At 44.0% G+C, this 16,756-nt stretch carries 15 protein-coding genes; 8 read left to right on the top strand and 7 right to left on the bottom strand.

All coding sequences use genetic code 11. From position 1 onward, the window contains the following. Nucleotides 1–475: 475 nt before the first annotated feature. Nucleotides 476–751, bottom strand: coding sequence for a 50S ribosomal protein L27 (gene rpmA / locus U5907_03655; GenBank protein ID WRQ33745.1), 276 nt, complete (start codon nucleotides 749–751; stop codon nucleotides 476–478). 33 nt (nucleotides 752–784) lie between these two features. Next, the gene (rplU, locus tag U5907_03660) at nucleotides 785–1,093 is read right to left on the bottom strand and encodes a 50S ribosomal protein L21 (protein ID WRQ33746.1); all 309 of its coding nucleotides are present in this window, start codon (nucleotides 1,091–1,093) and stop codon (nucleotides 785–787) included. A 220-nt stretch (nucleotides 1,094–1,313) separates the two neighbouring features. Here rplU and U5907_03665 point away from each other — a divergent pair, with 220 nt between their 5' ends. Further along, nucleotides 1,314–2,360: a hypothetical protein gene (locus U5907_03665; GenBank protein WRQ33747.1), complete on the top strand. Its 1,047-nt coding sequence runs from the start codon at nucleotides 1,314–1,316 to the stop codon at nucleotides 2,358–2,360. 402 nt (nucleotides 2,361–2,762) lie between these two features. Here U5907_03665 and U5907_03670 read toward each other — a convergent pair whose 3' ends face one another. The 5 genes from U5907_03670 to U5907_03690 all read right to left on the bottom strand — a co-directional run bounded on the left by U5907_03670 (nucleotide 2,763) and on the right by U5907_03690 (nucleotide 7,240). Beyond that, nucleotides 2,763–3,176 carry a hypothetical protein gene (locus U5907_03670; protein ID WRQ33748.1) on the bottom strand — a complete coding sequence of 138 codons (414 nt, stop codon included), beginning with the start codon at nucleotides 3,174–3,176 and terminating at the stop codon, nucleotides 2,763–2,765. A gap of 6 nt (nucleotides 3,177–3,182) precedes the next feature. Next, nucleotides 3,183–3,593, bottom strand: coding sequence for a helix-turn-helix transcriptional regulator (locus tag U5907_03675; GenBank protein ID WRQ33749.1), 411 nt, complete (start codon nucleotides 3,591–3,593; stop codon nucleotides 3,183–3,185). Beyond that, complete coding sequence (locus tag U5907_03680; GenBank protein ID WRQ33750.1) at nucleotides 3,580–4,086, bottom strand: hypothetical protein; 507 nt, start codon at nucleotides 4,084–4,086, stop codon at nucleotides 3,580–3,582. Before U5907_03680 ends, U5907_03675 begins: the two co-directional genes overlap by 14 nt. 423 nt (nucleotides 4,087–4,509) lie before the next feature. Continuing rightward, nucleotides 4,510–5,172: a UbiX family flavin prenyltransferase gene (locus U5907_03685; protein WRQ33751.1), complete on the bottom strand. Its 663-nt coding sequence runs from the start codon at nucleotides 5,170–5,172 to the stop codon at nucleotides 4,510–4,512. Between the two features lie 4 nt (nucleotides 5,173–5,176). Then, nucleotides 5,177–7,240: a PQQ-binding-like beta-propeller repeat protein gene (locus U5907_03690; GenBank protein WRQ33752.1), complete on the bottom strand. Its 2,064-nt coding sequence runs from the start codon at nucleotides 7,238–7,240 to the stop codon at nucleotides 5,177–5,179. 176 nt (nucleotides 7,241–7,416) lie between these two features. Between U5907_03690 and U5907_03695 the strand changes: the two genes are divergently transcribed. Genes U5907_03695 through U5907_03725 form a run of 7 tightly spaced genes read left to right on the top strand, consistent with a single transcriptional unit; the run spans nucleotide 7,417 to nucleotide 16,756 of the window. Then, entirely contained in the window at nucleotides 7,417–9,408 is a 1,992-nt protein-coding gene (locus tag U5907_03695) for a nucleoside-diphosphate sugar epimerase/dehydratase (protein ID WRQ33753.1), read from the top strand. A gap of 4 nt (nucleotides 9,409–9,412) precedes the next feature. Further along, the gene (locus U5907_03700) at nucleotides 9,413–10,213 is read left to right on the top strand and encodes a polysaccharide biosynthesis/export family protein (protein ID WRQ33754.1); all 801 of its coding nucleotides are present in this window, start codon (nucleotides 9,413–9,415) and stop codon (nucleotides 10,211–10,213) included. A gap of 2 nt (nucleotides 10,214–10,215) precedes the next feature. Continuing rightward, nucleotides 10,216–12,585: a polysaccharide biosynthesis tyrosine autokinase gene (locus U5907_03705; GenBank protein ID WRQ33755.1), complete on the top strand. Its 2,370-nt coding sequence runs from the start codon at nucleotides 10,216–10,218 to the stop codon at nucleotides 12,583–12,585. Then, a complete protein-coding gene (locus tag U5907_03710; GenBank protein WRQ33756.1) occupies nucleotides 12,576–13,013 on the top strand; it encodes a hypothetical protein in 438 nt (145 codons plus the stop codon). The genes U5907_03705 and U5907_03710 overlap by 10 nt, the downstream gene beginning before the upstream one ends. 4 nt (nucleotides 13,014–13,017) lie before the next feature. Continuing rightward, nucleotides 13,018–14,187, top strand: coding sequence for a UDP-N-acetylglucosamine 2-epimerase (non-hydrolyzing) (gene wecB / locus U5907_03715; protein WRQ33757.1), 1,170 nt, complete (start codon nucleotides 13,018–13,020; stop codon nucleotides 14,185–14,187). Nucleotides 14,188–14,193: 6 nt separating this feature from the next. Beyond that, nucleotides 14,194–15,393: a UDP-N-acetyl-D-mannosamine dehydrogenase gene (gene wecC, locus U5907_03720; GenBank protein WRQ33758.1), complete on the top strand. Its 1,200-nt coding sequence runs from the start codon at nucleotides 14,194–14,196 to the stop codon at nucleotides 15,391–15,393. 37 nt (nucleotides 15,394–15,430) lie between these two features. After that, nucleotides 15,431–16,756, top strand: a complete 1,326-nt coding sequence (locus tag U5907_03725) for an oligosaccharide flippase family protein (protein WRQ33759.1) — start codon at nucleotides 15,431–15,433, stop codon at nucleotides 16,754–16,756.

Here is a 16,756-nt window from a genome sequence, read left to right on the forward strand (position 1 = left end):
GCAAACCGGCCTGAAACAGGCCGTGTAAACTGCGCAGCACCATATAAACTTGGCGGATGATGTGACGGGATGCAGCGATTGTCCCAGGGTTTGAGCATGACACTCAAATACCCTACTTGCCTGCGGAGGAATTTATAAGGTGCCGGGCGTGAACGGCGGTTTCCCGCCCGCCCGGCCTGTGTTGGCCATTCGGCAAGAAAATCCGAACACTTACCTCCAAACCCGTACCGCTACAACTCGCTATCGCTCTTCATGTTAACACTTAATCCCGCGGATGATCCGCGGGATTAAGTGTTAAGCAACTCACAACCTGCGCGTTACAGCCGCACGGGTCTGCCTCCCTCCACCTCCACCACACAGTTCACCTGCCTCCCTCCACCTCCACCTCACAGTTCACCTAACTGTTCACTCACAGTTCACTCCCCAACAAAAAAAGCACCCCGCGGGGTGCTTTTTTTCATTTGTTCAGAATCTGCTACGCTTCAGCTCCGGTAGAGGATACTGGAAGTACAGATACATAAGATTTGTTGTTTACTTTTTTCTTGAAAGTTACAACACCATCAATCAGTGCGAACAGGGTGTGATCCACTCCCATTCCAACATTTTCACCTGCTACATGAACAGTTCCCCTCTGGCGAACCAGAATGTTACCTGCTTTAGCATACTGACCGCCGAATAATTTTACGCCGAGTCGTTTACTGTGTGATTCACGTCCGTTCTTTGAACTACCGACGCCTTTTTTATGTGCCATAATCTAAAATTTTTTCTGCTGATTGGTTAGTAATTAAGCGATCTCCTCAATTTTGATCTGTGTCAGATACTGACGGTGACCATTTTTCTTGATATAACCTTTACGGCGTTTTTTCTTGAAGACAATAACCTTTTTGCCTTTAAGATGCTCAAGTACCGTAGCCTTTACAACCGCACCCTCAACATAAGGAGCGCCCACTTTGATTACACCATCATTGTCAACGAGAAGAACCTTCTCAAATGAAAGAGAAGCTCCCTCGTCTGCGCTGAGACGGTGAACAAAGATCTTACTCTCTTTTTCTACTTTAAATTGCTGTCCTGCAATATCTACAATTGCGTACATTTATAAAAATATTATAGTTAGTGACTGCAAGCGGCTTCATTAAGTAGCTCTTATTCAATAGCTTGACAATCTTATCATTTACTTTTTGGGAAGGCAAATATATAACAATCTTTTTTATTCTCCAAACACTTCGCTAAACACTTTAATAAATAACCAAAAACTTTGACAATCAAAAATAATTATTAAATTTGTAACACCCCTATTACTTAAACCTATTACTATGGACTCACCATTCATTTACAACACCATTGTATCCGGTACGGATTTTATTCCCCGGAATACAGAGTGCGACAAACTCTATTCGGCAATCAAAGAACACAGGTGCGCAGCAATTTATGAACCGCCCAAAAGCGGTAAGCAATCGCTAATCAACCATACATTAGAAAAAATCAAGGTTGAAAACTGGAAGCACCGAATCTGCAAAGTGGACCTCTTCAATGTCCGTACAGAAGAACACCTCTTCAGAAAATGCACGGAAGAGCTCGAGAAGACCCTTCCACTTCCTCCAGGCGAAAGGCAGCCCTTCAGCACACTTCCTGAATTTCTCCGCGAAGTACAGAGAAGAGCAGAATCGGCACAAACAAATCTAATCCTCATCTTTGACGAGTTTCATGAAATCCTCAGACTTGAAGATTGGGACACCCCGCTCAGGACCCTTGAGAAAGAGCTCGAGAAGCATCAGCACCCTAACACCTCCGTTGTTTTCTGCGGCTCCTTCACAAACGCAATGAGAGTGATATTTGACGATATCAAATTTTTCTACCATGTATGCGACCGTATCCGATTCTCAAAAATTGACGAAAAGTCCTTTACCGACTTCATCATACGCTCCTTTCTCAAGGCAGGCCGAGTAGTCTCCAAAGAGCTGGCCCTGCATATATATCGGCTTACAAACGGACAACCCTGGTACACACAGCAGCTGGCCGACATCGCCTACAGCCTTACTCGCGGATACCTTACAGAAGCCATTATTAATCAAGCGTTTGAACTCCTTATGGAGCTTCACTCATACCGATTCAAATACCTCACCGCCCGCCTGAGCAACTACCAGATCAGCTTTCTGAAAGCCATCATTGACGGGGTAGACCGATTCAGCTCGCTGGAGGCCCTCACCACATACAACCTCCAGTCATCGGCCAATGTAAACCGAATCAAAGACGCCCTCACCAAAAAGGAGATCATTGAATTCAGCACCAAGACCCACCGCATAAATCACTTCCTGGACCCACTTTACGAAACCTGGCTCAGGACAAGATACTTCGTCTAAACCCGTGGCCGGCGGGCAAGAGCCTGGAGGCCGGGCTTCGCCCCGCCTCCGGCCCGCAGACAGCGGCCGGCTTTCGCCCGCCGCTGTCTGCCGCGCCAGGACACCTTGCCACAGTTTTTGGCAAGTAATTGCTAATCTGAGATTTAGAATAAGCATTTTTATAAGCACCTCTTTGAGATCAACTTGCCAAAAACTGTGGCAAGGTGACCCTCTACCCGCACCGCTGTAACACGCTGATTACCTAAACATAAGCAATCCACCTGTCAGGTGACCTGACAGGTGGATTGTCTACACATTGATAATCTGAGACTTAGAGCCGCACGGGTTTCCCAATCTATACGGCCGGTTCCCGGCCGGTTTAAGTGGTGCTCCGCCTTGTTAAGCCGTCCGGCACAAAGTAGTTTATTTAATATCAATTAATGGTAGAATCGCGTTGTGCAAAAATGTTCCTTTGAATTGAGAGAACATAATCCCCCTTGTAGTGGATATAGAGACAGAGTTGATTTGGGCAATAACATTACCAGGGAGTTTAATAGTTTTACCCTCTTTAAACTTATGTATCCCTTTTACTTCAAACACACACGACGATGTGATTTTTCCATAAACAATATTCTCCACAGAATGCCCTATCTCAATTTTACATATTACGTTAAGTTGATCTTTTTCAACACTTACAAGATGTTCAACCGAAATTTTAAAATTGAATATAGTTGAGGGTTGAATCTCTTTTCCCTCTGGAAATATTGATGATTCAATCAGGTTGAGAGTAACTAGTTTTATGGTCGTTTCGCCCGAATTACTATCAGTTTTAGTCATTATTTGCTATGATTTTACAATTTGATTTGATCTAAAATTTATCATTTGGAAAGCAGAATTTTGTTCCAGATAGCTTTTTGGGACATCCGCTTTAATATTGACTACCAAATTATATGTTGCTACTTTAACCACTTCGTTTGATGACAGCGTATTAACCAACGAGATATCAAGAGCATGTTCAAGCTCAACTAAAGTATCTATTGTAAAGTTATGTGTGCCCGAAAGCCAACTAGTTATTATTGATGGACTATTTTTACCAACGGCATTCATTAAGTCACCTTTACTCCAACCCCTTCTGATCATTTCATCTTCAATTCTTGCTGCAATCTCCATTTTAGTCTCAATCTTAGCGAGCTCTAAAGACGATAACCTTTCCAATACTATATCCAAAGTAGCGTTTTTCCTATTTTTTTTCATAACAATCTATTTCAAAATCCAATTCACCCTTAAAATCATATGAATTATTACAAAACTTTATCTCATTCAGTAACATTTTATCTTTGATAGCTTTTGACACCCTCCTAAGCAAGTAATTTGCCTCTTTTAAACGCTCGTCTTCCTGTAAAGCTCTAATCCCCTTAGGTTTCACAGCTCCATCTCCTGCAATAATTAAAGTAGAACCATACCTTATACAGTAAAGTCTCAATTTACTACGCGGAATATCATACAATGCACAAACACCATCACCAATGCCCCCCTCAAACAATTTAAAAAAGCCCTCTCTTGCGCCACTTCTTTTACCGATTGTGTATAGCCTTCCAACAATATCATCAACCTCTTTTTTATGTATAACTTCGTTCTCCTCTATAAATTTATCCAATAAATTTAAACTTCCATTATCAATAATAATTGAGTACACCGATGCTTTACAACCACTTAATTGTTCAATTTTCACAACTCTGCACCTCATCAGTAATTAGTTTACAAAGATAAATAATTTTAGCTATAACTAAACTTCAAACCGTTTAATATTTTAACTAAATCAAATATAATTAAGCTGTGTAGGACTAGAAATACTAAGTAAAACTATTTTCTTTTTTTAGTTAAATAGTTTACAATTCTAAAAAAATCAGGCAAAAATGGTTTGACAGGGATATTCGCATATGTGCTTATAAATCTAGCAATTGCAAATTGCTTTTTGAAAAACTCTTTAAAAAACCAATTTCTAAACACCTAACTACCTGTTAGATAAACGAATATCCCTGTCAAACCCGGCCGGTTCACCTTGCCACAGTTTTTGGCAAGTTGCTTTCAAAGAGGTGCTTACAAAAAGGTTTTTTTGATAATTGTGGGAATGCCTAAAAAATGCTTATCCTAATTCTCAGATTAGCAATTACTTGCCAAAAACTGTGGCAAGGTGCATCCACCGCTGCTCTTCCGGCAGGGGATAGATCCGGGCGATTGAGAGGATGCGATATACAAATTGAGTAATAACTTGATTAATATCACTTTGCCCAACAGCATAAAATGCGGGGGAGGCGGGGGCAATTATGGCGCCGGCTTCGGTGAGGGTGGTCATGTTGCGGAGGTGGATGAGGGAGTAGGGTGTCTCGCGGGGGACGATAATCAGAGGGCGGCGCTCCTTCAGCTGGACATCGGCAACGCGACAAATGAGGTCATCAGAGGTGCCCGCGGCAATCCTGGCCAGAGTACCCATTGTGCATGGTATGATTATGAAGGCGTCAGGGGCGTTGGAGCCCGAGGCGTTTCTGTTGTAGTAGGTGTCGTTTGGGGTTAGGCCGAGAGGGAGGGGCAGTCCGGTTTCGTGGGGGTAGACCTGGCGGGCGGTGTCGGTGAAGATGAGGTCAAGGTCGATGCGGGGTGCGGAGGCGGGAGCCCCCGGGGCACCCGCCTCTGCACTAGCGGCGGTTTGCAGGTGGCGGACGACCTCAATTATGCGGGCGGCGTAGATCTGGCCGGAGGCACCGGTGACGCCAATCACCAGGCGGCGTGCCGCAGGCGCTGCGCCCGCGGCCGCAAGGGTGTTGCTTTCCATGGCGTTATTTTTTAGGCTGGATCTCGAGAAGGGCGACGCGGCCGTCCATTGAGCTTACAAGGAGGCGGCCGGCGCCTACGGGCTGCACAAGGTTGATGAGTGCACCGGAGAAAGGAATCACACCCGCAAGAGAGCCATCGGCCTCATTAAGAATAAAGATATTCCCCTTGTCGGTAGGTATGAAGATGTAGCCATAGGCGGCTGTGATGGGCGAAGGGGCAATCTCGTAACCGTAACCGGTGTGGGTGGACCAGAGACGAACCGATTTGTCTGCATTCGGAACCGGTCCATTAAATTCAGCATCGGTACGGTACGCGAAAACTGTGTCCTGCATGGTTTTGATGTAGAGGGTATTGCCATCCGGCGAGAGGCCGACAGATTCGCGTCCGCCTTTTGCACGCCAGAGCTCTTTACCGGTGGCAGCATCAATTGCGTGGGTCATACGCTCGGGAGTTGCAATAAATACCTTACCATTGGCTACAAGTGGCCATACAGCTGCAGGAGATAAACCCCTACCCTTGTTGTTTGTCCAGCTCCAGAGCAGTGAGCCCGATTTTGGATCCAGTTTGTAGAGGGTAGAGCCCCAGCTTCCAAAATAGACACCATCGTTATCAACAAAGGCCTTTGACTCCACAAAACTCTTAACATCGTTAAACTCCCATACAGGTTTGCCGGTATTTATGTCAAGAGCACGGAAGATGTTGTCAGAGGCACCTATGTATACAATATTGTTGTGAATAGTGGGCGAACCGAGAACAGACTTATTTGCTTTGGTTTTCCAGATAAGCTTTCCATTGTCTTTATCCAGACAATATATATAGGTATCGGTGGCACCGAAAATTATCTTGTTGTCGTGTATCGCAGGGGTGGAGAAGACCTTGGAGCCGGTGACAAAGCTCCAGCGGGGCTTCGCAGCTGCGGTAGCTGCAGGTGCTGCGGCCGGCGCCGCGCTTCGCGCGCCTTTGCTACCGGCTTTGCCGGTCGCGCCGGCCGCCGCATCAAACGCCTTCACCTCACCATTGGCATTCACCCAGTAAATTCTACCCTTAGCTGCACCTGAGGTAGCAGGATCCATAACAGCAGCAGAACCAATATCGGAGTTATCCTGGTAATTGAAAAGTACTTTGTGGGCAAATTTCGGGAGCGGAGTATTCATCTTAAGAGTGTGCCAGGGCTTTTTCTCTACACCGCCTGCCCTCTCGACAAATGATATATTACCGGAGCTCTTGTCAAAAGTTATGATGTTGTAGCCATGGGCCCCTTTCCCTGCACGCAGGTTCGAGCGGCCCATCACCCCGCGGATGTTTGTCAGCGGGAGATATTGCGCCCGGGAAATTTCTGCACGAAGATTTAAACCTGCAGGTGAGGCGGCCGGCTCTCCCGCCGCCTCCACCTTGTAATTATATGCCCTGTTATTGTGCCCGTGTCCGCACAAAGCAACCTCAACATTCAATCTTGAGAGAGATGTCAAAATATCAGAGTAGTTAAGCATTGCATCATCAAGCGGATAGTGATTTACAAAGACCACCGGGGTGGCGGGCGCGATTCGCTTAGACAAAGAGTCAAGCCACAGAACCGCATCCCTTGGCACAAGAGCCGGAGCCATCCTCATATTAGGCCCCGAATTTGTCCCGATAAAGCGAACCCCGCCCGCCTCAAAATCAAAAAACTCATACCCAAAAACCTCCTTAAAGGTATTACAGCCACTCTCGCTCCACTTTGAGTCGTGGTTACCGCCTACAATATACCATGGAATACGAAGCTCATTTATAATAGAATATGCTCTGGCTATCTCCTCATCACTTCCAAATTCAGTAATATCACCACCAAAAATCACAAAATCTACCGCACTTTCAGAACCGGAGGCGGCGGCGGCGTTGATATCTGCCACGGAGAGGCGTAAATCCTCAGAGTTTGTAGCAACATCAGATATATGAAGGTCAGTCAGAAAAGCAAATTTAACAAGTCCGGAATTATTTTCTTTAACAATTTTGTTTTGTGAAAAAGCTGCCGGTGAAATCAGGAAAACAAGCAGCAGTAATGAAATTAGAACGAACTTTTTTCTCATTGTGTAGTTATTAATAAATGAAACCTGTCACAAATATAGCGATTCGCTGTTAAATTAAAGTTACAAAACTTTGAAATTGAGAGCAGATATACTATATTTGCATGATAAACAGAGCTAAGGAGAGGCACAAAAAATGTGACTCACCGGACATCTCTGTTTCAATACCTAACTAAACTATGAACCAAATAAGGAACCGATTTAAGAGAATAGACCACCTATTCCTTAAAGTCATGGGCAGTTTTATGCCCCGCTGGACCATATTCCTCTTTGACGAGTTCATTGTTGTAATGGCATTCATCTCTCTCTGGTTCTTCAGAGACACCATTGCACCTGAGCCCGCACAGCACTTCACAATAAAGCTATTTATAGTGGCAGTTATTTTTGCTGCCACATCCATGTTTTTCCGGACATACCACGGCGTAGTGAGGTTCTCCACAATGGCAGACCTCAAAAGACTCGCCTACTCAGCAGGAGCCGGATCCGCAATCTACTTTGTTTTTGTTCTGATTTTCAACAACACCTACATTGAGGGTGAGACACACCTCACCTTCAACTACTGGTTCCCTCTGGTGATGGGGCTTATGACAATCGCCGGCCAGTTTATATTCCGCTTTACAGTCAGGAGCGTATTTGAAAGCATGGAGCAGAACTCAAACAGCAGTAAAAAGACACGCGCATTTATCCTGGGCAGCGACTACGAATCCATACTTCTCGGCAGCCATATATTATCAGACCGTACAAGCCGCTTCCACCCCGTAGCATTTATTGCTTTTCACAGCAACCAGGTGGGCAAAGTTGTAAGCGGCGTCCCAATAATCTCACTTGAAAAAGATCTCTCCAAACAGATGAAGGATTTCCGGACAAACACCCTCCTGCTCTACAAAAGCCAGCTGGATGCAATGCCAAAAGACTTCTACGACAAATGTATAGTTGAGGGAATGGATATATTCCTTGTGAGTATGTTCACAAAATATGACGGCAACGAAGCAACCCCGGTTCCTCAGATCAATAAAATCAAGATTGAGGACCTGCTTGGACGAAACACAATAAAGATGGACCGCAGCCGGATAGAGAACCAGTTTACCGGCCAGACAATAATGATCACAGGTGCGGCAGGCTCAATAGGGAGCGAAATTGCCCGCCAGGTCTCTCAGTTTGACTGCAAAGAGATTATCCTTGTAGATCAGGCCGAGACACCTCTTAACGACCTCTGGCTGGACCTCACAGCAAAGAACACAGGCATAAAGATTAAGCCCATAATAGGCAATGTGAGCAATCAGATAAAGATGAGGCAGATATTTGAGTGCGGAAAACCATCACTCGTCTTCCATGCAGCAGCATACAAACATGTACCCATGATGGAGTTCCACCCATCGGCAGCAGTAGTGACAAATGTAGGGGGGACCAAAGTTGTGGCCGACCTCTGCCTGGAGTTTGGGGTGAAGAGATTTGTAATGGTCTCCACAGACAAAGCTGTAAACCCCACAAATGTAATGGGGGCCTCAAAAAGAGCAGCAGAAATTTATATCCAGTCACTATACCTTAAACAACTGGAAACCGGAGTTGAGAATCCAACCGAATTTATAACTACAAGATTTGGCAATGTACTGGGCTCCAACGGATCCGTAGTCCCTCTGTTCAGAAAACAGATAGAGGCCGGCGGCCCCGTGACCGTCACACACCGCGATATTACACGCTACTTTATGACAATACCGGAGGCCTGTTCGTTAGTTTTAGAGGCAGGGTGTACCGGAAAAGGCGGAGAAATATATATCTTTGATATGGGCGAGGCCGTAAAAATTTACGACCTCGCTGAGAAGATGATCAGACTAAGCGGTAAAATTCCACACGAGGATATCAGAATCGTAGAGACAGGCCTCCGTGAAGGCGAGAAGCTCTACGAAGAGCTCCTCGCCACCACGGAGAACACCCTCCCAACCTACCACAAAAAAGTTCTCATAGCCAAGGTGCGCCGTTATGACTACGATCTTATCCACCCCGCAATAAAAGAGCTGCTCTATACAGCAAACAAATTTGTTTACCCCCTTGAGGTTGTAAAAAGACTCAAACTGATGATCCCTGAGTTTAAAAGCGCAAACTCAAAATATGAGGCGCTGGACAGAGAGCTTGAGAGAGCAGATTTAGAAGAAGTTAAAGCACAAATATGATAATATGAAAAAAGCAATACTATTAACCCTGATGGGGGCCCTGGCCATATCCTGCGGCACCCCGGAGAAGATACCATATATGGTGGGGGCAGAGAGGGTTGACGAGACCTATCTGCACAACAATGCAAAGATTTTTGAAGCGAAGATAATGCCCAAAGATGTTTTACAGATATCGGTAAACACCACAATCCCTGAGGCGGCAGCGCCGTTTAACCTGGGGTCAAGCGCCGGAAGCGGAGTAATGGTTCAGGGTGGGACAGTTCAGGGCGCAGAGCTCCAGACCTATATTGTTGACAACGAGGGGTTCATCAACTACCCTGTTGTGGGGGAGCTGAAGGTGGCCGGGATGACAAGGGTTGAACTTCAGAACTATATCAGGAGCCAGATTCACCCGCAGTATATCAAAGAGATTCCTGTTATTAATGTAAGGTTTAAAAACTACAAGGTATCAGTACTTGGAGAGGTTACCAGACCGGGAACATTTACCCTTGTAAATGAGCAGTGCACAATTCTTGACGCACTGGCAATGGCGGGTGACCTCACAATCTACGGAAAGAGGGAGAATGTCCTTATTATCCGCGAGAGCGCAAAGGGGGAGAAGGTCTTCCTCAGGGTAGACCTGCAGGACCCCTATATTGTTGCAGACCACAACAGATTCTACCTCCAGCAGAATGATGTGGTATATGTGGAGCCAAACAAGACCCGTTCAAAAGCTGCGGCAATAGGGACAGCTGAGACCCTGACAATATCAATAGTATCAACACTAATATCAATTGCAACATTGGTAATATCAATAGTAAGATAGCAATGGAACAACAGCACACAGAGGAGTCAATTGACCTAAGAGCCATAGTACACTCAGTAATTGATAACTGGTACTGGTATTTAATCTCAATAGTTCTGTGCACAGCCGCAGGGCTTGTATATCTTAAGATGGCAGACCCCATTTATGAGGTTACCTCATCAGTAATCCTTAAACAGGAGAAGTCTGCACCTGAGGAGATGCTTCTTCTTCAGGATTTTGGATTTGAGGGGGGGACAAACAATATTGACAATGAGATAGGGGTTTTTAAATCTTCAGACCTTATTACAAAGGTTGTAACAGCACAGGAGTTCTATATCTCCTACAGAGGGGAGAGGCGCTTCAACCTCTTCTACAGCCCTGAACTCTACAAAGAGTCTCCGGTATATGTAAGATGGGAGGATATTGAACCTGAAAACATTCCCTACACCGTTCACCTTGAACTCTCAAAAAAGAGGGATGGAATTGAGGTTTTGGCAAAATTCACAACAGATGGTAATGAGCATAGCGAAAAGGCTCTCCTCACCTCTCTGCCGGGTTATATTGAGATAGCACCGGGTAAATTCTACATAACAGCACAGGACTCAACAAATCAGGAGTGGAGCTATATTGTTGCTTCAATCTCAAACCCTGTTGCTGTAGCCAAAAACATCTCAAACAACCTCTCTGTAAGCACCAGAACAAAGACATCATCTCAACTTGAGATTACACTAAAGACAGCTAACAGTAGGAAGGGTGTTGACTTTCTTAAAGCACTCATAGAGGAGTACAACAGAGATGCGGTTAAGGATAAAAACCAGATTGCATACAACACAGCTGTATTTATTGAGGAGAGGCTAAAGGAGATCTCCTCAGAGCTGGGGGCTGTAGAGAGCCAGGTGGAGGAGTTCCAGCGCGCAAATGAGATTGCCGATATCCCTACCCAGGTTGCCGGCTATATTCAGAAGGATGAGGGGTACACCGTCAAGAGAAACGAGATTGAGACCCAGCTGAACCTAATTACATACATTGAGCAGTTTATAGTAAAACCTGAAAATAAAAACAAACTAATCCCCAACCTGGGGGTAAAGGATCCGGGCCTCTCTGCGGTAATCCACAACTATAACGAGCTCCTCATTGAGAAGAGCCGTGTTGAGAGCGCCTCCTCAGAGGCAAACCCTGCCCTTAAACAGATGAACGCAAGGGTTGATAATATGCTCCAGAGCATCCGCGCCTCACTTGCTAACGAGAAGAGCGCCTCACAGATTGCACTGAGGGATATGGAGAGGGAGAATGCAGTAAACAACCTCCAGATGAGGAGGCTCCCTACAGTATCAAGACAGTACAATGATATCCTGAGGCAGCAGGAGGTAAAGTCGAGCCTCTTTGTATATCTTCTCCAGAAGAGGGAGGAGACCAACCTGACCCAGGCGGCTGTTGCGCCCAAGGCAAAGATCATTGCGAAACCAATAGCCGGAACATCCCCCGTTGCCCCAAGAAAGATGATAATCCTCCTTGCTGCACTGATGATTGGTATAATAATCCCCGCAGGAATTTTATGGCTCAGGGAGATGTTCAAGACTAAAATTGAAAATATAAACGACCTGAACGACCTCAGGGATATAAGCATTATTGGAGATATCGCGGCAGTTAAAGATTTTGGGGCAGATGAGAGCAGGGTTGTTGTAAAGGCAAATGACCACTCCCCTGTCAACGAGATGTTCCGCACACTACGCAGCAACCTCCTCTTTATGATAAGCGAGAAGGATCAGAGCGTTATACTTGTAACCTCCACAATCTCAAAAGAGGGTAAGACATTTGTAGCCTCAAACCTTGCCAAGGTGCTCTCCCTTATGGAGAAAAAGGTACTTTTGGTTGGGGCCGATATCCGCAATCCGCAGATATCAAACACAATGACAATTAAAAAGTCATCAACAGGTCTCACCTCTTACCTGGCAGGAATCACAAACGACTACCACGAGATCATTGAGAAGGTTGATGAGCACCTCTATGTGATGCAGACAGGACCAATACCGCCAAACCCCAACGAACTCCTTGCCAAACCAAGAACAGGCGACCTTATCCAGAGGCTTAAGAAGGAGTTTGACTATGTTGTAATTGACTCGGCACCGGTAGGGCTGGTATCAGACACATTTACAATTGCAAAATATGCAGATGCAACCATATTTGTAATGAGGGAGAAATTCACTGAAAAAGACTCAATTCACTTCCTCAACAACCTATATGCAGAGAAGAGAATCCACAATGTGGCTGTTGTCCTTAACCAGACCGAGACCCTCACCAGGATGGGGAGATATGGCTACGGCTACAAATACTCCTACAGGTACAAATACGGCTACAACAATAAAGAGGAGAAAAAGAGCAGATGGTTCTAGCTGTAGATTTTGACGGAACAATTGTAGAGAACCGCTACCCTGCCATAGGGAGGGAGATTCCGTTTGCAATTGAGACTCTTATACTAATCCAGAAGGAGCTTAAACACACCCTTATTCTCTGGACCGTAAGGGAGGGGCGTGAGCTACAGGATGCCCTGGATTTCTGCAGAGAGCGCGGACTCACCTTCTACGCCGCCAACCGCAACCACCCGGAACCCATCCCCCCCGGCGAGGCAAGAAAGCTAAATGCCGATATGTTTATTGACGACCGCAACTTTGGCGGCGTCCCCGATTGGGGGTTTATATATCAGGCGCTAAAGAGGTATCCGGATGAGTGCCTGACACCGGAGATCTTCTGCAAGATGGTTGACTCAACTGTCAGGATAGTTGAGAAGGGAGGTATCATTAGCAGATTATTAAAAAAATAGAGTATTGAAAAAAGTTATGCTCGTCTTTGGGACCCGTCCTGAGGCAATTAAAATGGCTCCGCTTGTTAAGGAGCTGCAGCGCCGTTCTGATAAATTTCAAACAATTGTAGCAGTAACAGCCCAGCACAGAGAGATGCTTGATCAGGTATTAAATCTGTTTAAAATAGTTCCTGATTATGACCTAAATATAATGAAACCGGGTCAGGATCTCTACGATGTAACATCAAATGTATTGCTTGGGATGAGGGATGTGCTTAAAGAGTCAAAACCTGATATCGTTCTTGTGCACGGAGATACCGGCACCTCAACAGCAGCGGCACTTGCAGCCTTTTATGCCCAGATTCCTGTAGGACACATTGAGGCCGGATTAAGGACAGATAATATATATAGTCCCTGGCCTGAGGAGATGAACCGCAGAATTACAGGCAGGATATCTACACTTCACTTTGCTCCTACTCCACTTAGCAGAGAAAATCTTCTAAAGGAGAACACTTCTGAGAGCTCAATATTTGTAACAGGGAATACTGTTATTGATGCTCTCCACATGGTGGTTAATCAAATAAAAGATACAAAAGGTATCACTGAGGAGATACAAAACATTTTAATAAAAGCGGGAATTAATAAAGATAAAATATCATCATGGATTAGTGGTTCCCGAAAAATGGTACTTATTACCGGCCATAGAAGGGAGAATTTTGGTGACGGCTTTATTAATATATGCTCTGCAATAAAAGAGCTTGCTGAAACACACCCTGATACCGATTTTCTTTACCCTATGCACCTCAACCCAAATGTTAGAAGAGCAATCAAAGAGGTCTTCGGAGAGATAAAAGAGCAAGCTAGTAATACGATATTCATTGAACCGCTTGACTATTTACCATTTGTCTATCTAATGAACATCTGCACCATTGTTCTTACAGACAGTGGTGGAATTCAGGAGGAGGCACCCGGACTGGGAAAACCTGTCCTTGTGATGAGAGATACAACCGAGAGACCTGAGGCACTATCAGCAGGTACGGTAAAACTTGTTGGCACAAACAGAGATCTGATTATTGTAGAGACAAACAAGCTACTAACAGAAACAGATTATTACAATAAAATGAGTAAGGCAAATAATCCTTACGGTGATGGATTAGCCTGCATAAGAATCGCAGAGGAGTTAATTAAATTTTAAACATATATGAGGGCACTTTTTATGGGGTTGGGCTATATAGGCCTTCCCACAGCAGCAGTCGCCGCAAAAAGCGGAATAGATGTCACAGGAGTTGATATAAATCCAGAGGTTGTAGATACAATAAACCGTGGAGAGATACATATTATTGAACCAGGTTTAGGCGATGTTGTAAAGGATGTCGTTCTCAAGGGAAAGATGAAAGCCCAAACCACACCAAAAGAGGCAGATGTTTTTCTCATCGTGGTACCCACCCCGTTCAAACAAAACCACAGGGCAGACATCTCCTATGTAGAGAGTGCAACCAGGGCAGTAATCCCCTACCTCAAACCCGGCAACCTATTCATCATAGAAAGCACCTCTCCCGTAATGACCACCGAAAAGATGGCCGAGCTCATCTTCAAAACCCGCCCGGAACTTAAAGACAAAATATACATCGCCTACTGCCCCGAACGGGTCCTCCCAGGTAATGTGATTTACGAACTGGAGCATAACGACCGGGTTATAGGAGGCATCAACCAAGAATCATCCCAAAAAGCCACAGAGTTTTACAAACACTTTGTAAAAGGCAACCTCCATATAACCAATGCACGCACGGCCGAAATGTGCAAACTCACCGAAAACAGCTCCCGCGATGCACAAATAGCATTTGCCAACGAACTCTCAATAATTTGCGATAAAGCCGGCATAAATGTATGGGAACTGATAGAACTTGCAAATAAACACCCAAGGGTAAACATACTGCAACCCGGCAGCGGAGTAGGCGGCCACTGCATAGCAGTAGACCCATGGTTCATAGTAAGCGACTTTCCCGAACAAGCCCAAATCATAAAACGCGCCCGTGAAACCAACGATTACAAAGCCGACTGGTGCGCCAACAAAGTGATAGAGGCCTGCAATCAATTCGAAGCAAAATACAACCGAGAACCCGTAGTCGCCTGCATGGGACTAGCATTCAAACCCGACATTGACGACCTCCGCGAATCACCCGCCAAATACATCACCAGCCGCATAATCAGCGAAGCCCGCGCCCAGGTACTTGTGGTAGAACCAAACATCAAAACCCACAAAAGTTTCAACATAACAGACCACAAAGAAGCCTACCAAAAAGCCGACATCGTAGCCTGGCTGGTAAGGCATAAGGAATTCATTCACTACCCAAATACACCCGAAAAAGAAGAATACGACTTTTGCGGGGTAAGAAAATAGGTTTTTACATAATATAAATTACAAAACTTAATCAATATTGATTAATAAAGTGTTATCCAAGATTATTTTCCACATTTATGCTCTGAAAGAACGAATTTTTAGGAGTCTTTTTATACGAGATTCCTTTTGGGCATTGACTGGTAATACTCTTGGTAGTGGACTATCTTTAATAGCTGGTATATTTGTTGCCCGTTATCTTGGCAAAGATATATATGGAGAATATGGCATCATTAAAAATACAATAATATCATTATCCATTTTTTCAACATTTGGATTAGGATATACTTCAACAAAATATGTTGCAGAATATAAAGAAACCAGACCAGAGTTTTTAGACTTAATAATTAGATATTCGAAATTTATATCTTTAACTGTCAGCGGACTAGTAGCTTTATCTCTTTTTATTTTCGCAAAAACATTATCAGAACAAATCCTTGATGCACCACACCTGTACAAATCAATCAGAGTGGTTTCAGTTTGGGTTGTAATTAGATCACTTACAACCACTCAAATTGGTGTAATGGCTGGTTTTGGCCAATTTAAGAAAATGGCTTATATCGAAGGTATAGTTGGTGTATTAACCTTTACTTTAAGTATATTATTCACATATGAATGGGGTCTATTAGGTGCATTATTTGCCCTTTTGATTGCACAGATAATTAATTTAATTCTTAATTATCAGGTAGTATTAAAATTAAAGCCGAAATCAAAAGCTTTAACAAATAATATCCCAATATTAAAAGATATCATATCATTTTCAGCTCCAATTGCGTTACAAGAAATCACTTATTCAGTGATGAGTTGGATATTACACTTAATGCTTATTAAGATCACAAACTATGGTGAACTTGGTCTGTTTTCAGCAGCAATGCAATGGAATGCACTTATTCTTTTTATTCCAGGAGTGTTAAGAAATGTCCTATTATCACATTTATCTTCGAATTCAAATAATGATATAACACATAACAGAATACTGAAAAACGCTTTACTAATTAATTTTATAGCAACTTTTATTCCTGTTCTTGTTATATATTTTTTCAGCAACTTTATAATTCACATATATGGAAATTCGTTTATTGATTTGAGAAAAGTACTACAAGTATCCGTTTTTTCTACAATGTTTATCAGCTTAAGTAACGTTTACTCTCAAGCATATCTCTCAAAAGGAAAAAGTTGGTTGATGTTTTATATCAGATTTTTTAGGGACTTTGGTATGATAGCACTAGGTTACATATTGCTAACATACTCAAAAACTCTTGGAGGTGCAATTTCTCTTGCTTATTCTCAACTAGTTGCTAGCATCTTTTTTCTTTGTGTAATGGCTATTATATATAAAAACATCCGTCAGTTTAGCAAAACATAA

Source organism: Bacteroidales bacterium MB20-C3-3, assembly GCA_035609245.1.
Classification (GTDB): Bacteria; Bacteroidota; Bacteroidia; order Bacteroidales; family UBA932; genus Bact-08.